The organism is Pseudomonas entomophila (genome assembly GCF_023277925.1).
In the GTDB taxonomy this organism is placed as follows: Bacteria; Pseudomonadota; Gammaproteobacteria; order Pseudomonadales; family Pseudomonadaceae; genus Aquipseudomonas; species Aquipseudomonas entomophila_D.
Genome location: NZ_CP063832.1, coordinates 1,684,201 through 1,700,018, shown reverse-complemented (window position 1 = coordinate 1,700,018; position 15,818 = coordinate 1,684,201). Strand labels below are relative to the sequence as shown.

The following is a 15,818-nucleotide window of genomic DNA, read 5'->3' as shown; positions in this document are numbered from 1 at the left end:
TAGCGAACAGCGCACTTCAGGCATTCACAAGACGGTGGTCCCACACCACGAACCGGTCCTTGCCTGTGTGCTTGGCCGCATACAACGCCTGGTCCGCGCGAATCAGCGCTAGGGTCAGGGTGTCCCCGCTATCGACCCGGGTCAGCCCGATGCTGATGGTCACCGGGTGCTCCGCAGCGTCTTCGCGCACCCGCCGACACAAGGCCTCGACCTGCTGCTCGGCGCCTTGCTCGTCCAGCCCTTGAAAGAAGATCGCGAACTCCTCGCCGCCCAACCGTGCGATTTCGAAGCCGACCATCGCCGCCTTGATGTGCCCCGCCACGCGTTTGAGCACCACGTCGCCGATGTCGTGGCCGAAGCGGTCGTTGACCTTTTTGAAATTGTCGATATCGATCATCGCCAGGAACTGCCCAGGGCCGGTCAGTTGCAGCTGCTTCTCGGCCTTGGCCATGAACGAACGGCGGTTGGGGATCTCGGTCAGGGCGTCGATGTAGGCTTGCTCCAGCAGCACCTTGGTCAGGTAGAAGTTGTGCAGTTTGGCCTGGCGGATGCGCAGGTAGCTGTAGATCACCAGGCCGCTGAGGAACACCGCGTAGCTGATCAGCATCGCGCCTTCGAGCTCCAAGGCTTCGATGCGGGTGTGGAAGAAAGGATTGAGCATGATCCAGGTGATGCCCATGGCGCAGAAGAACGACCAGCGCCGCACCGGCAGCACCGACACGGTGTACAGCACGGTCGATACCCCCAGCACCAGCCACACCGGGCGCAGGGCGATGGGGATGCCCTCGATCACCAGGCGCATGGCCAGGGTGATCACCGCCACGAACACGAGGTTGAGCACGTCGAAGTGCTGGCTCTTGCGGGTGAAGCCCAGGACCACGGTGAGGCTGCACAGCAGGGCGACGAACAGGCCCGACAGCCAGGTGAAGCCCTGGCCGCCCAGGTAGCTGACGATCAGGTCGAAGACCAGCCAGATGGCGATGCCGATACAGAAGATCAGTTGGCAGAAGCGGCGCATGGCCTCGAATTCGTGCTGGCGGAATTCGGCACGCAGGGCAGCGGGGGCGACCTGCTGGCGGACGTGGGCTTCGAGGGTCTTGTACATGGCAGGCCGGCGAGGTCCTTCAGATTTGTTGGCTGGTCGTTTCAAGGTCTGTGCAGGGGTGGCTGCTCTGGCCTCTTCGCCGGCAAAGCCGGCTCCTACAGATACAGTGTTGATCCAGGGGGTAGTACTCAATCTTGGGAAAGTACGCCCTTGGCCCAGGGCCGATACCTGAGGGCGAATACCGCTTCGGCGTGACAGCCGCCACGCAGTGACGGTTGTGCCGGTTCCGCGCGGAAGGGGTGGGCGGGCGGGCTGATTTGGCGGAATGCCTCGCGCACTATTCCCACACGGCAGGGCAGCGCCTGTTCATAGCCTTCGCGCACCAGCGGTGCCAAGCGCCCGGTCCCCGCGCCATCCTGCCACCAGACATTCAGGCCAAGGCTCGCCAGTTGGTCGAGCCACGCGCCGGTGACCCGTGGCGACAGCTGGCCGGCGCTGAAGGCACTGATGTGCAGGGGCTTGTCCAGCTGGCGGTTGAAGGCCTGCAACTGGGTGTACAGCGCATCGCGCCGGGTGGGGTCGCGAAAGTGCAGGTCGTCCAGCTCCAGCGGCAGGTACCAGCCGCTGACCGGCAGCTCCCAGCTGGCGCGCAGTTGCTGGTACTGGCTGAGCGAACGGCCCAGTTGGGCCTTGAAGTAGCCGGTCAGGCCTTCGCCATCGAGTGCTTCCAGGCGCTGGTAGTAGGCCGGGTCCATGTACAGCCCGAGCACCAGTTCCAGGCCCTGGGCACGGGCTTGGCGCAGGCTGTTGGCCAGCCAGCCCCGGGCACCGCCGAAGTCGCTGTCGCCATAGACGCTCCACTGCACGATCAGGGTCTTGCCGCCTTGGGCGACGGTGGCGCGCCACAGGTGTTGCCATTGCGCTGAGGTGACGTTCGCGTCGCGGTTGAGTGGTTGATAGAACAGACGTTGGTCGGCCTGGACGGGCAGGCACAGGGCGAGCAGGCAGGCAGCCAGGAAGGTACGCATCAGAAGTTCATCTCCACACCCAGCAGTACGCCGTTGGCGCGTTCGTAGAGGTTGCCGCCCAACGCCTGCTGGTACTCGGCACGCACTTTCAGCGAGCCGCGGTAGGCGTTGTAGCGGTCATCGTCGAACCACCATTGCCAGCGCACACCAACCCCGGCACGGGCGTCCTGGCGCCAGTCGTTGCTCGGGTCCTGGCTGGAGAACTCGAGGAAACCGTAGGGCATGATCGTCTGCGGCGACTGGCTGGGCAGCTTCCACGCATGGCCCTGCTGGAAGCGCGACAGCCACGCATGGTCGCCGGCACGGGTCCACCAGGCGGCGTCGAGGTAGAGGAAACGCTCGTCCCAGGCGTCCTCGTCGATACGCCAGTCGTTGCGGTACTTACCCTGATCCAGGAACGAAGCGGTGGCGCGCAGCAGCAGGTCGTTGCTCGATTCGGCGTTGTGACGCAGGTCGCCCCAGTTGCTGCCGACCTTGGTCGGGCTGAGCAGCTCGCCCAGGCTCAGGCCGCCGTAGTGCGCGCTGTCGATCTGACGTTGGTGGTACAGCTCGGCATACAGGTTGAGGTTGGCCTGGCCAAGCGGCTTGTAGCGCAGGCCTACACCGGTACCCATGCTCTGCGCGTAGTCGGTGCGGCTCTGGCCGCCGAACAGTACCCGACCATACACCGACAGGGTGCTGCCGTTGCGGCTGGGCTCCTCGCCCAGGGCGTGGTCCCACAGCGCCAGCTGCACGTTCTGCGATTGCGCCTTGCGCGAACTGCCGCTGCGGGTGCCGTTGTCGAGGAAGCGGTCGTTGGTGGAGGTGCCGGCGGGTGACCAGGTGCTGGCCAGGGTGACGCTGTCGCGCCGCGACAGGGTTTCATGGGCGCGGCGCTGGCGGTACTTGCGTGCTTCCAGGCTGCCGTACTGGTCATCGCCGTCGACCAGGTTCTGCTCCACATCCAGTACCCGGCGCAACTCACGGCGGGCCGCGGCGCTGTTTTCGACTTCGTCGTAGCGCAGGGCGAGGGTTTCGCCAAGGCGGTAGTCTTCGGGGAAGTCGCGGGTGGCCTGCTCCAGGTAGGGGATCGACTGGCGGCGTTGGACCTTGTCCTCGGCGGCGGCCAGGCGCATGCCATAGTCGGCGCGGTAGCGCGGCTGGTCCGGGGCCAGGCGCACGGCCTCGGCCAGCCAGGCGGTGCTCTGGGCCGTATCGCCGGCTTGGTGGGCAGTACCTGCGGCGGCGTAGTAGTGCTCGGCGCGCGGGGCATGGCGCAGGGCCTCGCGCTGGTAAGCAAGCGCCTGTGGCAGGTCGCCCTGGCGTTGGGCGATGGCCGCGCCCAACGCCCAGTCGTCGGCGCTGGCGTGTGCGGCGGCGTCCCAATGACGCCGGGCGCTGCTGGCGTCGCCAGTGTTCAGCGCGCCACGCGCCGCGGTCAGGCGTGCGTTGTCGGTCCAGGCGCTGGCGGGCAGGCTGTTCCAGATCGGCAGGGCTGCCTGCGAGTCGCCGGAGGCCTCCAGGGCGTAAGCCAGGGGCAGGCGGCTGCCCGAGTCGCCCAGGCGTTCGGCGGCCTGGTAGTAAACCACTGCTTCACCGGGCTGGTCGGGCATCGCGCAGCGGCCCAGGGCTCGGTACTGTCCGGTTTCGCTCGGGTTGGCCGGTATCGCGCCGCGCACCGCCTCGCACTGGCCGGCCTCGGCCAGGCGGGCAAGCAGCAGGCCACGGGTGGTGGCATCGACCTGGGGCAGCAGGGCAAGCATGCGTCGGGTGTCCAGCGGGCTGTCGTTGCGCGCGTAGAGGGTGCCCAGGCGTTGCAACAGCGAGGGCGCCAGGCGCCCCTGGTGGCGGTCGTAGGCTTGATCCAGCAGTTGTCGGGCGCGCTCGGCGTGGCCTTGGTCGAGCAGCATGAAGCTGGCTTGCTCCAAGGCGGCGAGGTCGCCGGTCTGGCGGTAGCGCTGCTCCCACTGCGCCGCCGTGCGTGGTTGCGCAGGTTGAGGCGGGTCGCCATATAGGCGCTGCTTGAGGATGGCGTAGGCGCGAGGATCGTCGCTGGCCTGGCAGCCCTTGAGCTGTTCGCGGGCCAAGGCCAGGTCCTTGCGTGACAGCCAGTCGACGGTTTCCAGGCAGGGGCGCTGCAGTTCATTGCTCAAGTGCTGCACCAGCGGTGCGTCGTCACCCTCGCGAGCGAGCGCCCACAGCTGCCGGCGTTGTTCAGGCTGTTGCAGTTGATCGGCCGGCAGGCTGTGCAGCCAGCGCTCGGCCTGCTGGTTGTGGCCCATGGCGATGGCGCGCTCGGCCATGGCCAGCCGGGCACGGGTGGCAGCTGCTTGCGAGGGTGCACTGGCCAGGAGTGTGTTCAGGCCTTTTTCGTCGACCCGTTGGATATAGGCATTGGCCAGGCGCTGCCAGTCCTCTGGTGGCAGTTGCCCCTTGTCGGCCAGCGGTTGCAGCTGATCGATGGTTTCGCCCCAGTTGCGCAACTGTTCGGAGAAGTTGCCCCGGGCCAGGCGCAGCACCCTGCCGTCGTCGCGCGGCGGCAAGTGGTTGAGCCAGTCCAGGGCTCGGTGTGCGCCGCCGAACTTGGCCAGGCTCAGGCTGTAGGCCTGCCACAGGCGGATACGTTGATTGCTGTTGCTGCTGGCGATCCAGCCTTCGACCTGGCTGGCGGGCGGTGGGTCCTGCTCGATCCAGGTCAGGCGTAGCTCAAGCAGGGCATCGGCGTGCTCGGGGTTGTCGTCGAGAACCTCGGCGATCGCCTCGGCCTCCTTGTAGCGGCGCTGGTGGGCGAGGGCCTCGGCCAGCAGGGCACGGGCCTCGTTGTTGTTGGGCACGCGCTTGAGCACATGGCGGGCTAGGCGCTCGACCTCGGGCCAGTTGTCTTTCTGCGCTTCACGGTAGCCGCGCTCCATGAACGGGAAACTGGTGAAACGCTGGAAGTCGGTCATCGGTGCCGTCGGCGCGGCGAGGGCGCAAGCACACAGCAGCAGGCTGGCGAACGACAGGGAAAGACGGGGCTTCATGCCACCTCCCGGGTCAGGTCAAAGGCGGCCTGCTGCTCGCTGGCCTGTTCGGCGAGGGCCTGCTGCAGGACCTCTTCGGTGATGATGCCGCGGCTGATCAGGTGCTCGCCCAGGCTCTGCTGTTCGGGGTCGAAGTCGATCAGCGCCTGGTTGAACAGGGTCGCCGGAACCATGCCGCGAACCTGCAACAGGGTGCCGAGCATGACCTGGTGGGTGCTGACCTCTTCCAGCAACCTGGCATCGTCCTGGTGGCGCTCGAGCACAGCGAGCATCTCGCGAGTCTCGGGTTTTTGCCATTCGCTTGGGTAGTGGTAGCGCAGGCCGAGCGTTACCCGGCCCTGGGGGGCCAGGCGGGCGCGTACCGGGCGCTTGAGCTGGCGGCTGATGACCCCCAGCGATACTTGGCTGACCGGGCTCTCGCTGGCCAGCACCAGGGTCTCGCCGTCTTCGTCCACTGGCAGCACGCCGTAATGGGTGGCGAGCTTGCGCGGCAGCTTGGCAATCAGCGCGGGGGCGATCTTGAACGGGTTGAGTGGCGCCCACGGCAGGTCCAGTTGCTCGGCCAGGGCTTCGGCCAGTTGTTCGCTGTCAAGCCAGCCGCGCAGCAGCAGCTCGCGGCCCAGGCGCCGGCGCACCGGGCTGGTGATCGCCTGGTGCAGTTGCTCCTCGCTGATCAGGCCTTTCTCCACCAGGCGCTGGCCCAGGGGTGTGCGCGCAGGCGAGGCGAGGGCAGGGAACTCGTGGGTGGTCTTGTCCCAGGCCACTCGGCGCGAGTCGCCCATCTCCATGACCTGGCGCAGGGCGCGCAGGTTGGCGAAGAAGTTGACGAAGTTGCTCCACATCATCCGTGGCGCCGACAGCAGCCCCTCGAAGATGCCGTAATAGCGGGTGACGAACCAGCCGCGCTGGAACAGGCGGTTGACCAGCAGCAAGCCGTTGAGCCAGAGCAGGGTGGAGAGCAGCTTGCTGTCGCCGAGGATCGACATGAAGCGCCACGACTCCGGCGCGATCACCGTGACCAGCCACATGGCCAGCAGCACCAGCAACAACAAGTTGACCAGGAAACTCAGCAGGTAGGCGAACAGCCCGCGGCGGTCGCGCCAGAGGAAGTAGTTGAGCGCGCCCTTGCGGCTCCAGCCGAGGTTGCTGGTGCCCTGGAAGACGATACCAACGATCCATCGCGATTTTTGCCGAATGGCGTGTTGCCAGTCGCGCGGGAAGTGCTCGCGCACGCAGATCACCTGGGAGAACTCACGGCTCATGCCGGGGCGCCAGTCCTGCTTGAGGGCAAGCGCTGGGTCGGTGATCGAGTAGCGGGCGAAGATGCACTTCATGCCCTTCTGCTTCAGGCGAAAACCGATGTCGTAGTCCTCGGTCAGGCTCTGCACGTCGAAAGCGATGCCGTCGCCATCCTCGAGCAGCGCGCTGATCGCCCGGCGGCTGAAGCAGGTGCCGACCCCGGCGCTGGGCACCTGGCCGGTGAGCGCCTCGCGCACGATGACGTCCTTGCCGTGGTTCTCGGCGAACTCGTCGACGTAGTGGCCGGCGGTGAAGCCCTTCCACTCCGGCGCGTAGGGGTACACCGGGATCTGGATCATGTCCTTGTTCGGCAGCAGGTAGTTGAACAGGCGCAGTTCCATGGGCGAGATGACGTCTTCGGCGTCATGCAGGATGAACCCGGCGAACTCGATGCGTGCGTCCTGCTGGAAGCGCAGGATGGCGTCGATGATGTTGTTCAGGCAGTCAGCCTTGCTGGTGGGGCCGGGGCGGGCGCAGACCACCTTGTGCACGTTGGGGTAGTGCAGGCATACCGCGTCTACGTCGGCTTGGGTCTGTGGGTCGTTGGGGTAGGTACCCACGAAGATCTGGTAGTTCTCGTAGTCGATGGTCGAGGCCGCCAGGCGCGCCATCTCGCCGACCACGCCCACTTCGTTCCAGGCCGGGACCATGATCGCCAGGGGTTTTTCCGGCACCTCGAACAGGCGTTTCTCGTCGGCTTTCTCGAACTTGTCATAGATGCGGAAACGCCGGATCAGCTTGCGGCCCCAGTAGCACAGGTCGATGAACAGGTCGTCCAGGCCCAGCACGAACATCAGCGTGGCCAGGATGATGGCGAGGATCTTCAGGCCGAACAGGACATAGGTGAGGAAATCGATGAAAGCCAGGCTCATGCGTTGTCCCGTGCGGCGGATTGTTCGGCGAACCAGTGGGTCAGGCGCTCGGCGATGCGCTCGCTGGCGTGGCCGTCACCGAATGGGGTGAAGACCCGTGCCATGCGTTCATAGGCGGCCGGGTCGTCGAGCAACTGGCTGGTTTCTTGGACAATGCGCTCGGTCAGGGTGCCGACCAGCTTGACCGTGCCGCCTTTGAGCACGGCGGGCCGCTCGGTGACCTTGCGCAGTACCAGTACTGGCTTGCCCAGCGCGGGCGCTTCTTCCTGCACGCCGCCGGAGTCGGTGAGAATCACGTGGGCGCGGTTCATCAGCCAGACGAAATGCGGGTAGTCCTGGGGGTCCACCAGGTGAATGTTCGCGCGCCCGGAAAGCACGCTGTACACGGCATGCTGCACCTGCGGGTTGAGGTGCACGGGGTAGAGGAACTGCACGTCAGGGTAACGTAGGGCCAGCTCGGCCAGGGCCAGGCAGATACGCTCGAAGCCACTGCCGAAGTTTTCGCGGCGATGGCCGGTGATCAGCACCATGCGCTGGTCGTCGCGTAGCACATTGAGTGGCGAGTCGGCGGCCGGGCGCCAATGGTTGTGCTTGAGTTTGTCGCGCATCCACAGCAGGGCATCGATCACCGTGTTGCCGGTGACCTCGATGTGCTCGGGGGGTACGCCTTCGCGGATCAGGTTAGCGTCGGAGTCGCGGGTGGGTGTGAAGTGCAGGTCGGCGAGCACCCCAGTCAGGCGCCGATTGGCCTCCTCGGGCCAGGGTTGTTGCAGGTTGCCAGTGCGCAGGCCGGCTTCGACATGGCCGATGGGGATGTGCCGCTGGAAGGCGGCCAGCGAGGCGACGAAGCTGGTGGTGGTATCGCCGTGGACCAGCACGATCTCGGGCTTGACCTGCTCGTAAGCCTGGTCGAGCTTGTCCAGCAGGTCGCGGGACAGGCCGTTGAGGGTCTGATTCTGGGTCATCACCTGCAGGTCCTGGTCGACCTTCAGGCCAAACGCAGTGAGGACCTGTTCGAGCATTTCCCGGTGCTGGCCGGTGGAGCAGATATGCAGGTCGATCCCGGGCCAGGTGCGCAGCACGCGGGCCAGCGGGGCCATCTTGATTGCTTCAGGGCGGGTACCGAATACCATCATGACGGTGTGATCCATCGTCTCAATCCTCGTACGATTCCCTGGACGAAGTGGTAGGACTTGCCGCTGCTTGCAAGTCATAGATACAAGCAGCCGGATATCGGGTTGTCCAATGGGGAGGCTGTCGCGAATTGTGGCGACAGGCCAGTGCCGAACGTGTCTGAAGGCCAGGGCTGAAGAAGCCCGGCGACTGTTCGTGTGCCAGGGAGAAGGGTGATGCTGAAACGTTTATGCTAGCGAATCTTGACTGAATGATCAGTTAACAATGTATTTCAGGCTTTTTCCTACAGGCTGCTTCGAGTAACTTTGTAGGTCTTTTCTTCAGGGAGTCGCACATGCAAGGCAAGGCACGCAAGATCGTCCAGGCCATCCTCTACGAAGCCATCGCCGTGGCTTGCGTGGCACCGGCGCTGGAGCTGGTGTTCGGTGCCGGTATGGCCCAGTCGACGGTGCTGTCGATCCTCATGTCGGCCATCGCCATGAGCTGGAACATGGCCTACAACTGGCTGTTCGAGCGTTGGGAAGCGCGCCAGCACAAGCGCAGCCGTACCTTCATGCGCCGCCTGCTGCATGCCTTGGGTTTCGAGGGTGGGCTGGTGCTGATCCTGCTGCCGCTGGTGGCCTACTGGCTGGATATCAGCCTGTGGGCGGCACTGGTGACCAACCTGGCGTTGTTCGTGTTCTTCTTCGTCTATGCATTCGTGTTCCAGTGGGGCTTCGACAAAGTGTTCGACGTGCCGGTTTCGGCGCAGGAAGTGGCGAAAGGGTGTTGACGCGCCGGCTTCGCCCGCGCTAAGTTCCCGACCCATGAACACATTCCCGCACCCCTTCGCCGCCAGCATTATTATTACCGCCATTATCGGTTTGGCGGGCTAGCGCGTACGTGCACCGAACCCGCCCTGGAGGCGGGTTTCTTCTCTCTGACTCCTGGGCATTTCAAACAAGAACCAGGAGCCATCGATGACCAATCTGAACGTCAGCCCCCGTACCCCCGCAGCACCCCAGCAGCTGCTGTCCGAGCAGGTGCGCCGCATTCTTGGCGCGCCCGTGTACGACCTGGCCATCGAGACCCCCCTGCAAGTGGCGCCCGCGCTGTCCGCGGCGCTCGGTAACCGGGTGCTGCTCAAGCGCGAAGACTTGCAACCGACGTTCTCCTTCAAGATCCGTGGCGCCTACACTCGGCTGTCACGCCTGACGCCCGCCCAGCGCGAGCGCGGGGTCATCACCGCGTCGGCCGGCAACCACGCCCAGGGTGTGGCACTGGCGGCTGCGCACCTGGGCATCAAGGCCACCATCGTCATGCCTACCACCACGCCATCGCTCAAGGTCGAGGGTGTTCGCTCCCGTGGCGGGCACGTGGTGCTGCATGGCGAGAGTTTCCCCCATGCCCTGGCCCACGCGCTGGCGTTGGCCGACAGCGACGGCGCGACCTTCGTGCCGCCGTTCGACGACCCGGACGTAATCGCCGGCCAAGGCACTGTGGCCATGGAGATCCTGCGCCAGCACCCCGGCGCGCTGCACGCGATCTTCGTGCCGGTCGGTGGCGGCGGGCTGATCGCCGGCATCGCCGCCTACGTCAAGTACCTGCGCCCTGAAGTGAGGGTGATCGGTGTCGAGCCGGAAGACTCCAACTGCCTGCAGGCGGCCTTGGCTGCCGGTGAACGGGTAATCCTGCCGCAGGTCGGCACTTTCGCCGACGGTGTGGCGGTGGCCCAGATCGGCGCCCATTGCTTCGAGCTGTGCCGCCACTTCGTCGACGAGGTGGTGACGGTCAGCAGTGATGAGCTGTGCGCGGCGATCAAGGACATCTACGACGATACCCGCTCGATCACCGAGCCGTCCGGTGCCCTGGCGGTGGCGGGTATCAAGAAGTACGTGGCCCGTGAGGGGGTGCAGGGGCAGGCGCTGGTGGCCATCGACTCCGGTGCCAACGTCAACTTCGATCGCTTGCGCCATGTGGCCGAGCGCGCCGAGCTGGGCGAGCAGCGTGAAGCGGTGATCGCCGTGACCATCCCTGAACAGCCCGGTAGCTTCCGCGCTTTCTGCCAGGCCCTGGGCAAGCGCCAGATCACCGAGTTCAACTACCGCTATTACCCGGACAAGGAAGCGCGATTGTTCGTCGGGGTGCAGACCCATCCGCAGCACGATCCGCGCCAGCAGTTGCTGGCCAGCTTGGGTGAGCAGGGGTACCAGGTGCTTGATCTGACCGACAATGAGCTGGCCAAGCTGCACGTGCGCCACACGGTGGGCGGGCATGCGGCGCCAGGCGTCAATGAACGGGTACTGCGTTTCGAGTTTCCGGAGCGACCGGGCGCATTGCTCGGTTTCCTCGAGCGCCTGGGCAAGCGGTGGAACATCAGTCTGTTTCATTACCGCAACCACGGCGCGGCGGAGGCACGGGTGTTCGCTGCGCTGGAGGTGCCGGATGACGAGCTGGCTGGGTTGCCCCAAGCGTTGGATGAAATGGGCTATCGATACTGGGATGAAACGCAGAACCCGGCATATCGGCTGTTCCTGGGGTAAGGTCAAGCGGCGGTTCGCCGGCACGCCGGCTTCTGCTGTGGAGGTGCGCGGCACATTGCCCTGGGTCAAGATGCCCGCTGTCGTTCAGGGGGATGCTCAAGGCAAACCGTCAGCGTGAGAGGACTTGGCCATGAGCAGCACCTTCTTCATTCCCGCCGTGAACATCATGGGCATCGACTGCCTGGACGAGGCGATGACCGCCATCGCCGGCTACGGCCTGCGCAAGGCCCTGATCGTCACTGATCAGGGCCTGGCCAAGGCCGGGGTGGCCGAACGTATTGCGGGCATGCTGGCCATGCGTGACATCGACTCGGTGGTGTTCGACGGCGCCAAGCCCAACCCAAGCATTGCCAACGTCGAGGCGGGCCTGGCGCTGTTGCGCCAATCGCGCTGTGACTGCGTGGTTTCGCTGGGCGGCGGCTCGCCCCACGATTGCGCCAAGGGCATCGCCCTGTGCGCCACCAACGGTGGCCATATCAGTGACTATGAAGGTGTGGACCGCTCGGCGAAGCCGCAATTGCCGCTGATCGCCATCAACACCACCGCTGGCACGGCCAGCGAGATGACGCGCTTCTGCATCATCACCGACGAGGCACGCCACGTGAAAATGGCCATCGTCGACCGTAACGTCACCCCGATCCTTTCGGTCAACGACCCGGCGCTGATGGTCGGCATGCCCAAGGGGCTGACCGCCGCCACCGGCATGGATGCCCTGACCCACGCCATCGAGGCGTATGTTTCGACGGCGGCCACGCCGATCACCGACGCCTGCGCGCTCAAGGCCATCAGCCTGATCAGCGACAACCTGCGCCAGGCGGTGGCTGACGGCAACGACCTGCGGGCGCGGGAGAACATGGCCTATGCGCAGTTCCTGGCGGGCATGGCATTCAACAATGCCTCGCTGGGTTATGTGCATGCCATGGCGCACCAGTTGGGCGGTTATTACGACCTGCCCCATGGCGTGTGCAACGCCGTGCTGCTGCCCCATGTGCAGCGCTTCAATGCCAAGGTCAGCGCGGCGCGCCTGCGCGACGTGGCCAAGGCCATGGGCGTGAAGGTGTGCGGTCTTGATGCGCAGCAGGGCGCCGGCGCGGCGATCTCGGCCATCGAGCACCTGGCTGTGGCGATCGGTATTCCGGCCGGGCTGGCAGAGCTGGGAGCGAAGGTTGAGGATGTACCGGTGCTGGCGGCCAATGCACTGAAGGATGCCTGCGGGTTGACCAACCCGCGGGTGGCGAGCCAGGTGGAGATCGAAGCGATCTTCAAGGCGGCGTTCTAGCCTGTAGGCGCTTTAGCCGCGATGCAGGCGCTGCGGTGTCCAGCACCCGCTTCGCGGGTGATCGCGGCTAAAGCCGCTCCTACAGGGGGCGCGCAAGGCTTAGGGGTGGCGCACCTAACGCTCGCGCATGAAGAACCCCGCCACATACTTGCGGAAGGTCTCCAGGCTCTTGAAGTCGGCATAGCGCTTGAAGTTCTCGGTGTCCGGCTCCGGCCCCAGCGGCTGCTCCAGCAACGACACTGACAGCACACGGTCCTGGTCCGAGGTCAGCACCAGTTCGTCCATCACCTGGCCGCCGATCACCGGCCGGCGCATCAACACCTTCACCCCTTTGCCTGCCATCCAGTCGATCAGCGACACCAGCGCCTTGAGTGGCTCGCGTTCTTCGTCGCGGTAGACCGGGAACAGATGCGCCCGTGACAACACGGGGACGCTGGTCACATGAATCAGTTCGTAGAAGTGGCTGCCCGCGGTGGCGGGCGAATAAAGCGCCAGCGCCAGCAACGGGCCGGCCGCACGGCTGCCGCCCCAGTACTGGTGATGGCCCTGGAAGTCGAAGCCGTCTTCGCTGCGAGCCGTGACGACCTTGCGCCCCTTGACCTGTTCGACACAATCGAGCAGCAAGCCATGGCGGCGGTGGTTACCGAATACCGTGGCTTCACGCAGCCGGGCCTTGAGCATCATCATGTGCTTCATGTCCAGGCGGGTTTCCAGGTAGTTGCTGGCCGGTACCCGTTCCAGCAGCGGGTAGCGGCTGGCGACGCCACGCAGTTCGGCGAACTGCGCGGTGAGGTCTTTCTTCAAATGGGTGGCGTAGACGTTGAGGCCACTGGCTTCGATCCAGGTCAGCAGCAACGACAACAGGCGTTGCTGCTCACGGCGCTCACCCGGTTCGCGAGGGGTAACGGTTGTTTCGCTGTCATGGGTGCGGCGATAGTCGCCAAGCAGGCGCAAGGGCGTATCCGGTGCCAGCCAGGCGGCGGGCTGGGTGATTTCTTCGCCGTGCTCGCCGGCTTCCCGTGGATCCTTGGTGAATGGGCAGCCTGTGCTGTGCTCGGGGGTGTCGGGGTTGTTGCGCAGGAACAGCGTGCCGGTATTGCCGTTGAGGCTGACGTTGAGCACCGGCAGGGCATCCTTGCGGCAGTCGCAGGCCAGCCACTGGTTGGCGCCACGTACCTTCATGAGCAGTTGATTGGCCTGAAGCAGGCGGGGGCCGGACAGGGTGCCGGTGGCGAAACCGGCCAGCAGTTCCTCTTCGGCCAGGGTCAGGCTGCGCACCTGCGCGCCGGATTTTTCGATGATACGCATTAAGAAGCAGCTCCAAGCTACGAGCCTCAAGCTTCAAGCAAAGCGGCGATGCTTTCAACTCTGGCTTGAGGCTCGCGGCCTGGGGCTTACTGGCCAGCGAACATTTTCGCGGCGCGGGCGCGGATCTCCTCGACGCTGAGGTCTTCCTTGTGGGTGGAGACGAACCAGACGTTGCCGAACGGGTCCTTCAGGGCGCCGCTGCGATCACCGTAGAACTGATCCTTCAATTCCGTGACCTGCTTGGCGCCGGCGGCGATGGCCTGGGCATAGATCTTGTCGCAGTCTTTGACATAGAGATGCAGGCCGACAGCCGGATCCTTGATGCTCTGGGTGGCTTTGAGGCTGTCTGGCATGTTGCAAGGGTCGGCGAGCATCAGCGAAGAGTCGCCGATTTTCAGTTCCGCGTGGCCGATCCGGCCATCCGGGCCTTCCAGGCGGAACATCTCGACGGCGTTGAAGGCCTTCTTGTAGAACTCGATGGCCTTGGCGGCACCCTCGATACCGAGGTAGGGGGTGATGCTGTGCTGGCCTTCGGGGATGGGTTTGACTGCCATTGTCGTAACTCCTTTCACGTGGGTGGGTTGCAATACCTGGGTGATTAGAGTCGTTCAAACGGCTGGAAAATCGACAATCGCCTTAGATCGTTTTCCTATGAAAAACGGTTCGCCGGCAAACCGGCGAACGGGATGTCAGAAGATGTAGTCGGTGGACAGGAAACTCGACTGGCGGTTGCGGATGATCTCGCTGATCAGTTGCTTGTTTGCATCCTGGAACTTGGTTGCCACCAGGGTGCGAATGGAGAACACCCGCAGTGCGTCGTGCACCGACAGCGTGCCCTCGGCGCTGTTCTTGCGGCCGTTGAACGGGTAAGTGTCCGGGCCACGTTGGCACTGGGCATTGAGGTTGATGCGCCCCACCTGGTTGGCGAAGATGTCGACCAGTGCACCGATGGTCTCGGGGTCGTTTCCGAACAGGCTCAATTGCTGGCCGTAGTCGGAGTCGAGCACATAGTCGACGACGGTCTGCAGATCACGGTAGGGCACCACCGGCACCAGTGGGCCGAACTGTTCCTCGTGGTACACCCGCATGTCGCGGCTGACCGGATAGAGCAGGGCGGGGTAGAAGAACGAACCGCGGCTCTGGCCACCGCCTTCATTGAGTACCTTGGCACCTTTGCTTGTGGCGTCGGCCACCAGCGCATCGAGGTAGTCGACCTTGCCAGGCTCCGGCAGCGGCGTCAGGGCCACGCCCGGCTCCCAGGGCATGCCGGGCTTGAGCGCCGCCAGCTTGCGCTGGAACTTGTCGAGGAACGCATCGACCACATCCTCGTGCACGAAGAGGATCTTCAACGCGGTGCAGCGCTGGCCGTTGAACGACAGCGCGCCGGTGACGGCCTCGTCCACGGCGTTGTCCAGGTCGACCTGGGGCAGCACGATACCGGGATTCTTGGCGTCCAGGCCCAAGGCCGCGCGCAGGCGGTGCGGGCGCGGGTGCAGTTTCTTCAGGTCGCTGGCGGCTTTATGGGTACCGATGAAGGCGAACACGTCGACCTTGCCGCTGGCCATCAGGGCGCTCACCGTCTCGCGGCCACGGCCGTAGATGACGTTGATCACCCCGGCCGGGAAGCTGTCACGGAATGCCTCGAGCAGCGGGCGGATCAGCAGCACACCGAACTTGGCCGGCTTGAAGACCACGGTGTTGCCCATGATCAGCGCCGGGATCAGCGTGGTGAAGGTCTCGTTCAGCGGGTAGTTGTAGGGGCCCATGCACAATGCCACGCCCAATGGCGCACGGCGGATCTGGCCGAGGGTGCCCTGTTCCAGTTCGAAGCGGCTGGAGCGGCGGTCCAGGTCCTTGAGGGCGTTGATGGTGTCGACGATGTAGTCGCAGGTGCGGTCGAATTCCTTTTCCGAATCCTTGAGGTTCTTGCCGATCTCCCACATCAGCAGCTTGACCACGGCCGTGCGCTGTTCACGCATGCGCGCGAGGAACGCCTCGACATGCTGGATGCGTTCGGCCACACGCATGTTGGGCCAGGCGCCACGGCCTTTGTCATAGGCGGCGACGGCGGCGTCGAGGGCGGTGAGCGCGGTGTCGGCGTCCAGCAGTGGAGCGCTGCCGAGGGTAACCTGGCGTTCGCCGTCGCCATCCTTCAGCCAGACTGGGCTGCGCACCGTGGCCAGTGGCCCGTCCCAGCGCCTGAGTTCACCGGCGACCAGGTAATCACGTTGTTCCAGGGGCTCACCCAGGCGCCAGGCTTCGGGAATGTCCTCGGGGGTGGGAAACAGCGAATCGAGCAGACGGTCCATGGGCACTGCACCTCTCTAAT

The 15,818-nt window shown here is 65.0% G+C and carries 11 protein-coding genes; 3 read left to right on the top strand and 8 right to left on the bottom strand.

The features are described 5' to 3' along the window. Positions 1-16: 16 nt before the first annotated feature. From IM733_RS07415 to wecB, 5 genes are all read right to left on the bottom strand, one after another. Positions 17-1,105: a GGDEF domain-containing protein gene (locus IM733_RS07415; protein WP_248920251.1), complete on the bottom strand. Its 1,089-nt coding sequence runs from the start codon at positions 1,103-1,105 to the stop codon at positions 17-19. 128 nt (positions 1,106-1,233) lie between these two features. Then, positions 1,234-2,073 carry a DUF4434 family protein gene (locus IM733_RS07410; protein WP_248920250.1) on the bottom strand — a complete coding sequence of 280 codons (840 nt, stop codon included), beginning with the start codon at positions 2,071-2,073 and terminating at the stop codon, positions 1,234-1,236. Beyond that, positions 2,073-5,075 carry a phage receptor gene (locus tag IM733_RS07405; RefSeq protein WP_248920249.1) on the bottom strand — a complete coding sequence of 1,001 codons (3,003 nt, stop codon included), beginning with the start codon at positions 5,073-5,075 and terminating at the stop codon, positions 2,073-2,075. The genes IM733_RS07410 and IM733_RS07405 overlap by 1 nt, the downstream gene beginning before the upstream one ends. Continuing rightward, positions 5,072-7,246 (bottom strand): cyclic di-3',5'-guanylate-activated glycosyltransferase NrfB, encoded by a 2,175-nt coding sequence (gene nrfB, locus IM733_RS07400; RefSeq protein ID WP_248920248.1) that lies wholly within the window; start codon positions 7,244-7,246, stop codon positions 5,072-5,074. Before nrfB ends, IM733_RS07405 begins: the two co-directional genes overlap by 4 nt. Beyond that, positions 7,243-8,397 (bottom strand): non-hydrolyzing UDP-N-acetylglucosamine 2-epimerase, encoded by a 1,155-nt coding sequence (wecB, locus tag IM733_RS07395; protein WP_248920247.1) that lies wholly within the window; start codon positions 8,395-8,397, stop codon positions 7,243-7,245. The genes nrfB and wecB overlap by 4 nt, the downstream gene beginning before the upstream one ends. Positions 8,398-8,714: 317 nt before the next feature. Here wecB and IM733_RS07390 point away from each other — a divergent pair, with 317 nt between their 5' ends. The 3 genes from IM733_RS07390 to yiaY all read left to right on the top strand — a co-directional run bounded on the left by IM733_RS07390 (position 8,715) and on the right by yiaY (position 12,181). Beyond that, the gene (locus tag IM733_RS07390; protein ID WP_248920246.1) at positions 8,715-9,152 is read left to right on the top strand and encodes a PACE efflux transporter; all 438 of its coding nucleotides are present in this window, start codon (positions 8,715-8,717) and stop codon (positions 9,150-9,152) included. Between the two features lie 187 nt (positions 9,153-9,339). Continuing rightward, the gene (ilvA, locus tag IM733_RS07385; protein ID WP_248920245.1) at positions 9,340-10,902 is read left to right on the top strand and encodes a threonine ammonia-lyase, biosynthetic; all 1,563 of its coding nucleotides are present in this window, start codon (positions 9,340-9,342) and stop codon (positions 10,900-10,902) included. Between the two features lie 130 nt (positions 10,903-11,032). Continuing rightward, positions 11,033-12,181 (top strand): L-threonine dehydrogenase, encoded by a 1,149-nt coding sequence (yiaY, locus tag IM733_RS07380; RefSeq protein ID WP_248920244.1) that lies wholly within the window; start codon positions 11,033-11,035, stop codon positions 12,179-12,181. Between the two features lie 114 nt (positions 12,182-12,295). Here the strand turns inward: yiaY and IM733_RS07375 are convergent, their stop codons facing one another. The 3 genes from IM733_RS07375 to IM733_RS07365 form a co-directional block, all read right to left on the bottom strand. Further along, a complete protein-coding gene (locus tag IM733_RS07375; RefSeq protein ID WP_248920243.1) occupies positions 12,296-13,489 on the bottom strand; it encodes a hypothetical protein in 1,194 nt (397 codons plus the stop codon). Between the two features lie 86 nt (positions 13,490-13,575). After that, complete coding sequence (locus IM733_RS07370; RefSeq protein WP_248920242.1) at positions 13,576-14,043, bottom strand: VOC family protein; 468 nt, start codon at positions 14,041-14,043, stop codon at positions 13,576-13,578. Between the two features lie 135 nt (positions 14,044-14,178). Next, entirely contained in the window at positions 14,179-15,798 is a 1,620-nt protein-coding gene (locus tag IM733_RS07365; protein ID WP_248920241.1) for an NADP-dependent glyceraldehyde-3-phosphate dehydrogenase, read from the bottom strand. Positions 15,799-15,818: the final 20 nt, after the last annotated feature.

Bases quoted from the DNA above. Each gene is read 5' to 3' on its own strand.
- IM733_RS07375 (WP_248920243.1), bottom strand. From the start codon at position 13,489: ATGCGTATCATCGAAAAATCCGGCGCGCAGGTGCGCAGCCTGACCCTG.
- nrfB (WP_248920248.1), bottom strand. From the start codon at position 7,246: ATGAGCCTGGCTTTCATCGATTTCCTCACCTATGTCCTGTTCGGCCTG.
- IM733_RS07415 (WP_248920251.1), bottom strand. From the start codon at position 1,105: ATGTACAAGACCCTCGAAGCCCACGTCCGCCAGCAGGTCGCCCCCGCT.
- IM733_RS07390 (WP_248920246.1), top strand. From the start codon at position 8,715: ATGCAAGGCAAGGCACGCAAGATCGTCCAGGCCATCCTCTACGAAGCC.
- IM733_RS07370 (WP_248920242.1), bottom strand. From the start codon at position 14,043: ATGGCAGTCAAACCCATCCCCGAAGGCCAGCACAGCATCACCCCCTAC.
- IM733_RS07405 (WP_248920249.1), bottom strand. From the start codon at position 5,075: ATGAAGCCCCGTCTTTCCCTGTCGTTCGCCAGCCTGCTGCTGTGTGCT.
- IM733_RS07365 (WP_248920241.1), bottom strand. From the start codon at position 15,798: ATGGACCGTCTGCTCGATTCGCTGTTTCCCACCCCCGAGGACATTCCC.
- wecB (WP_248920247.1), bottom strand. From the start codon at position 8,397: ATGGATCACACCGTCATGATGGTATTCGGTACCCGCCCTGAAGCAATC.
- ilvA (WP_248920245.1), top strand. From the start codon at position 9,340: ATGACCAATCTGAACGTCAGCCCCCGTACCCCCGCAGCACCCCAGCAG.
- IM733_RS07410 (WP_248920250.1), bottom strand. From the start codon at position 2,073: ATGCGTACCTTCCTGGCTGCCTGCCTGCTCGCCCTGTGCCTGCCCGTC.
- yiaY (WP_248920244.1), top strand. From the start codon at position 11,033: ATGAGCAGCACCTTCTTCATTCCCGCCGTGAACATCATGGGCATCGAC.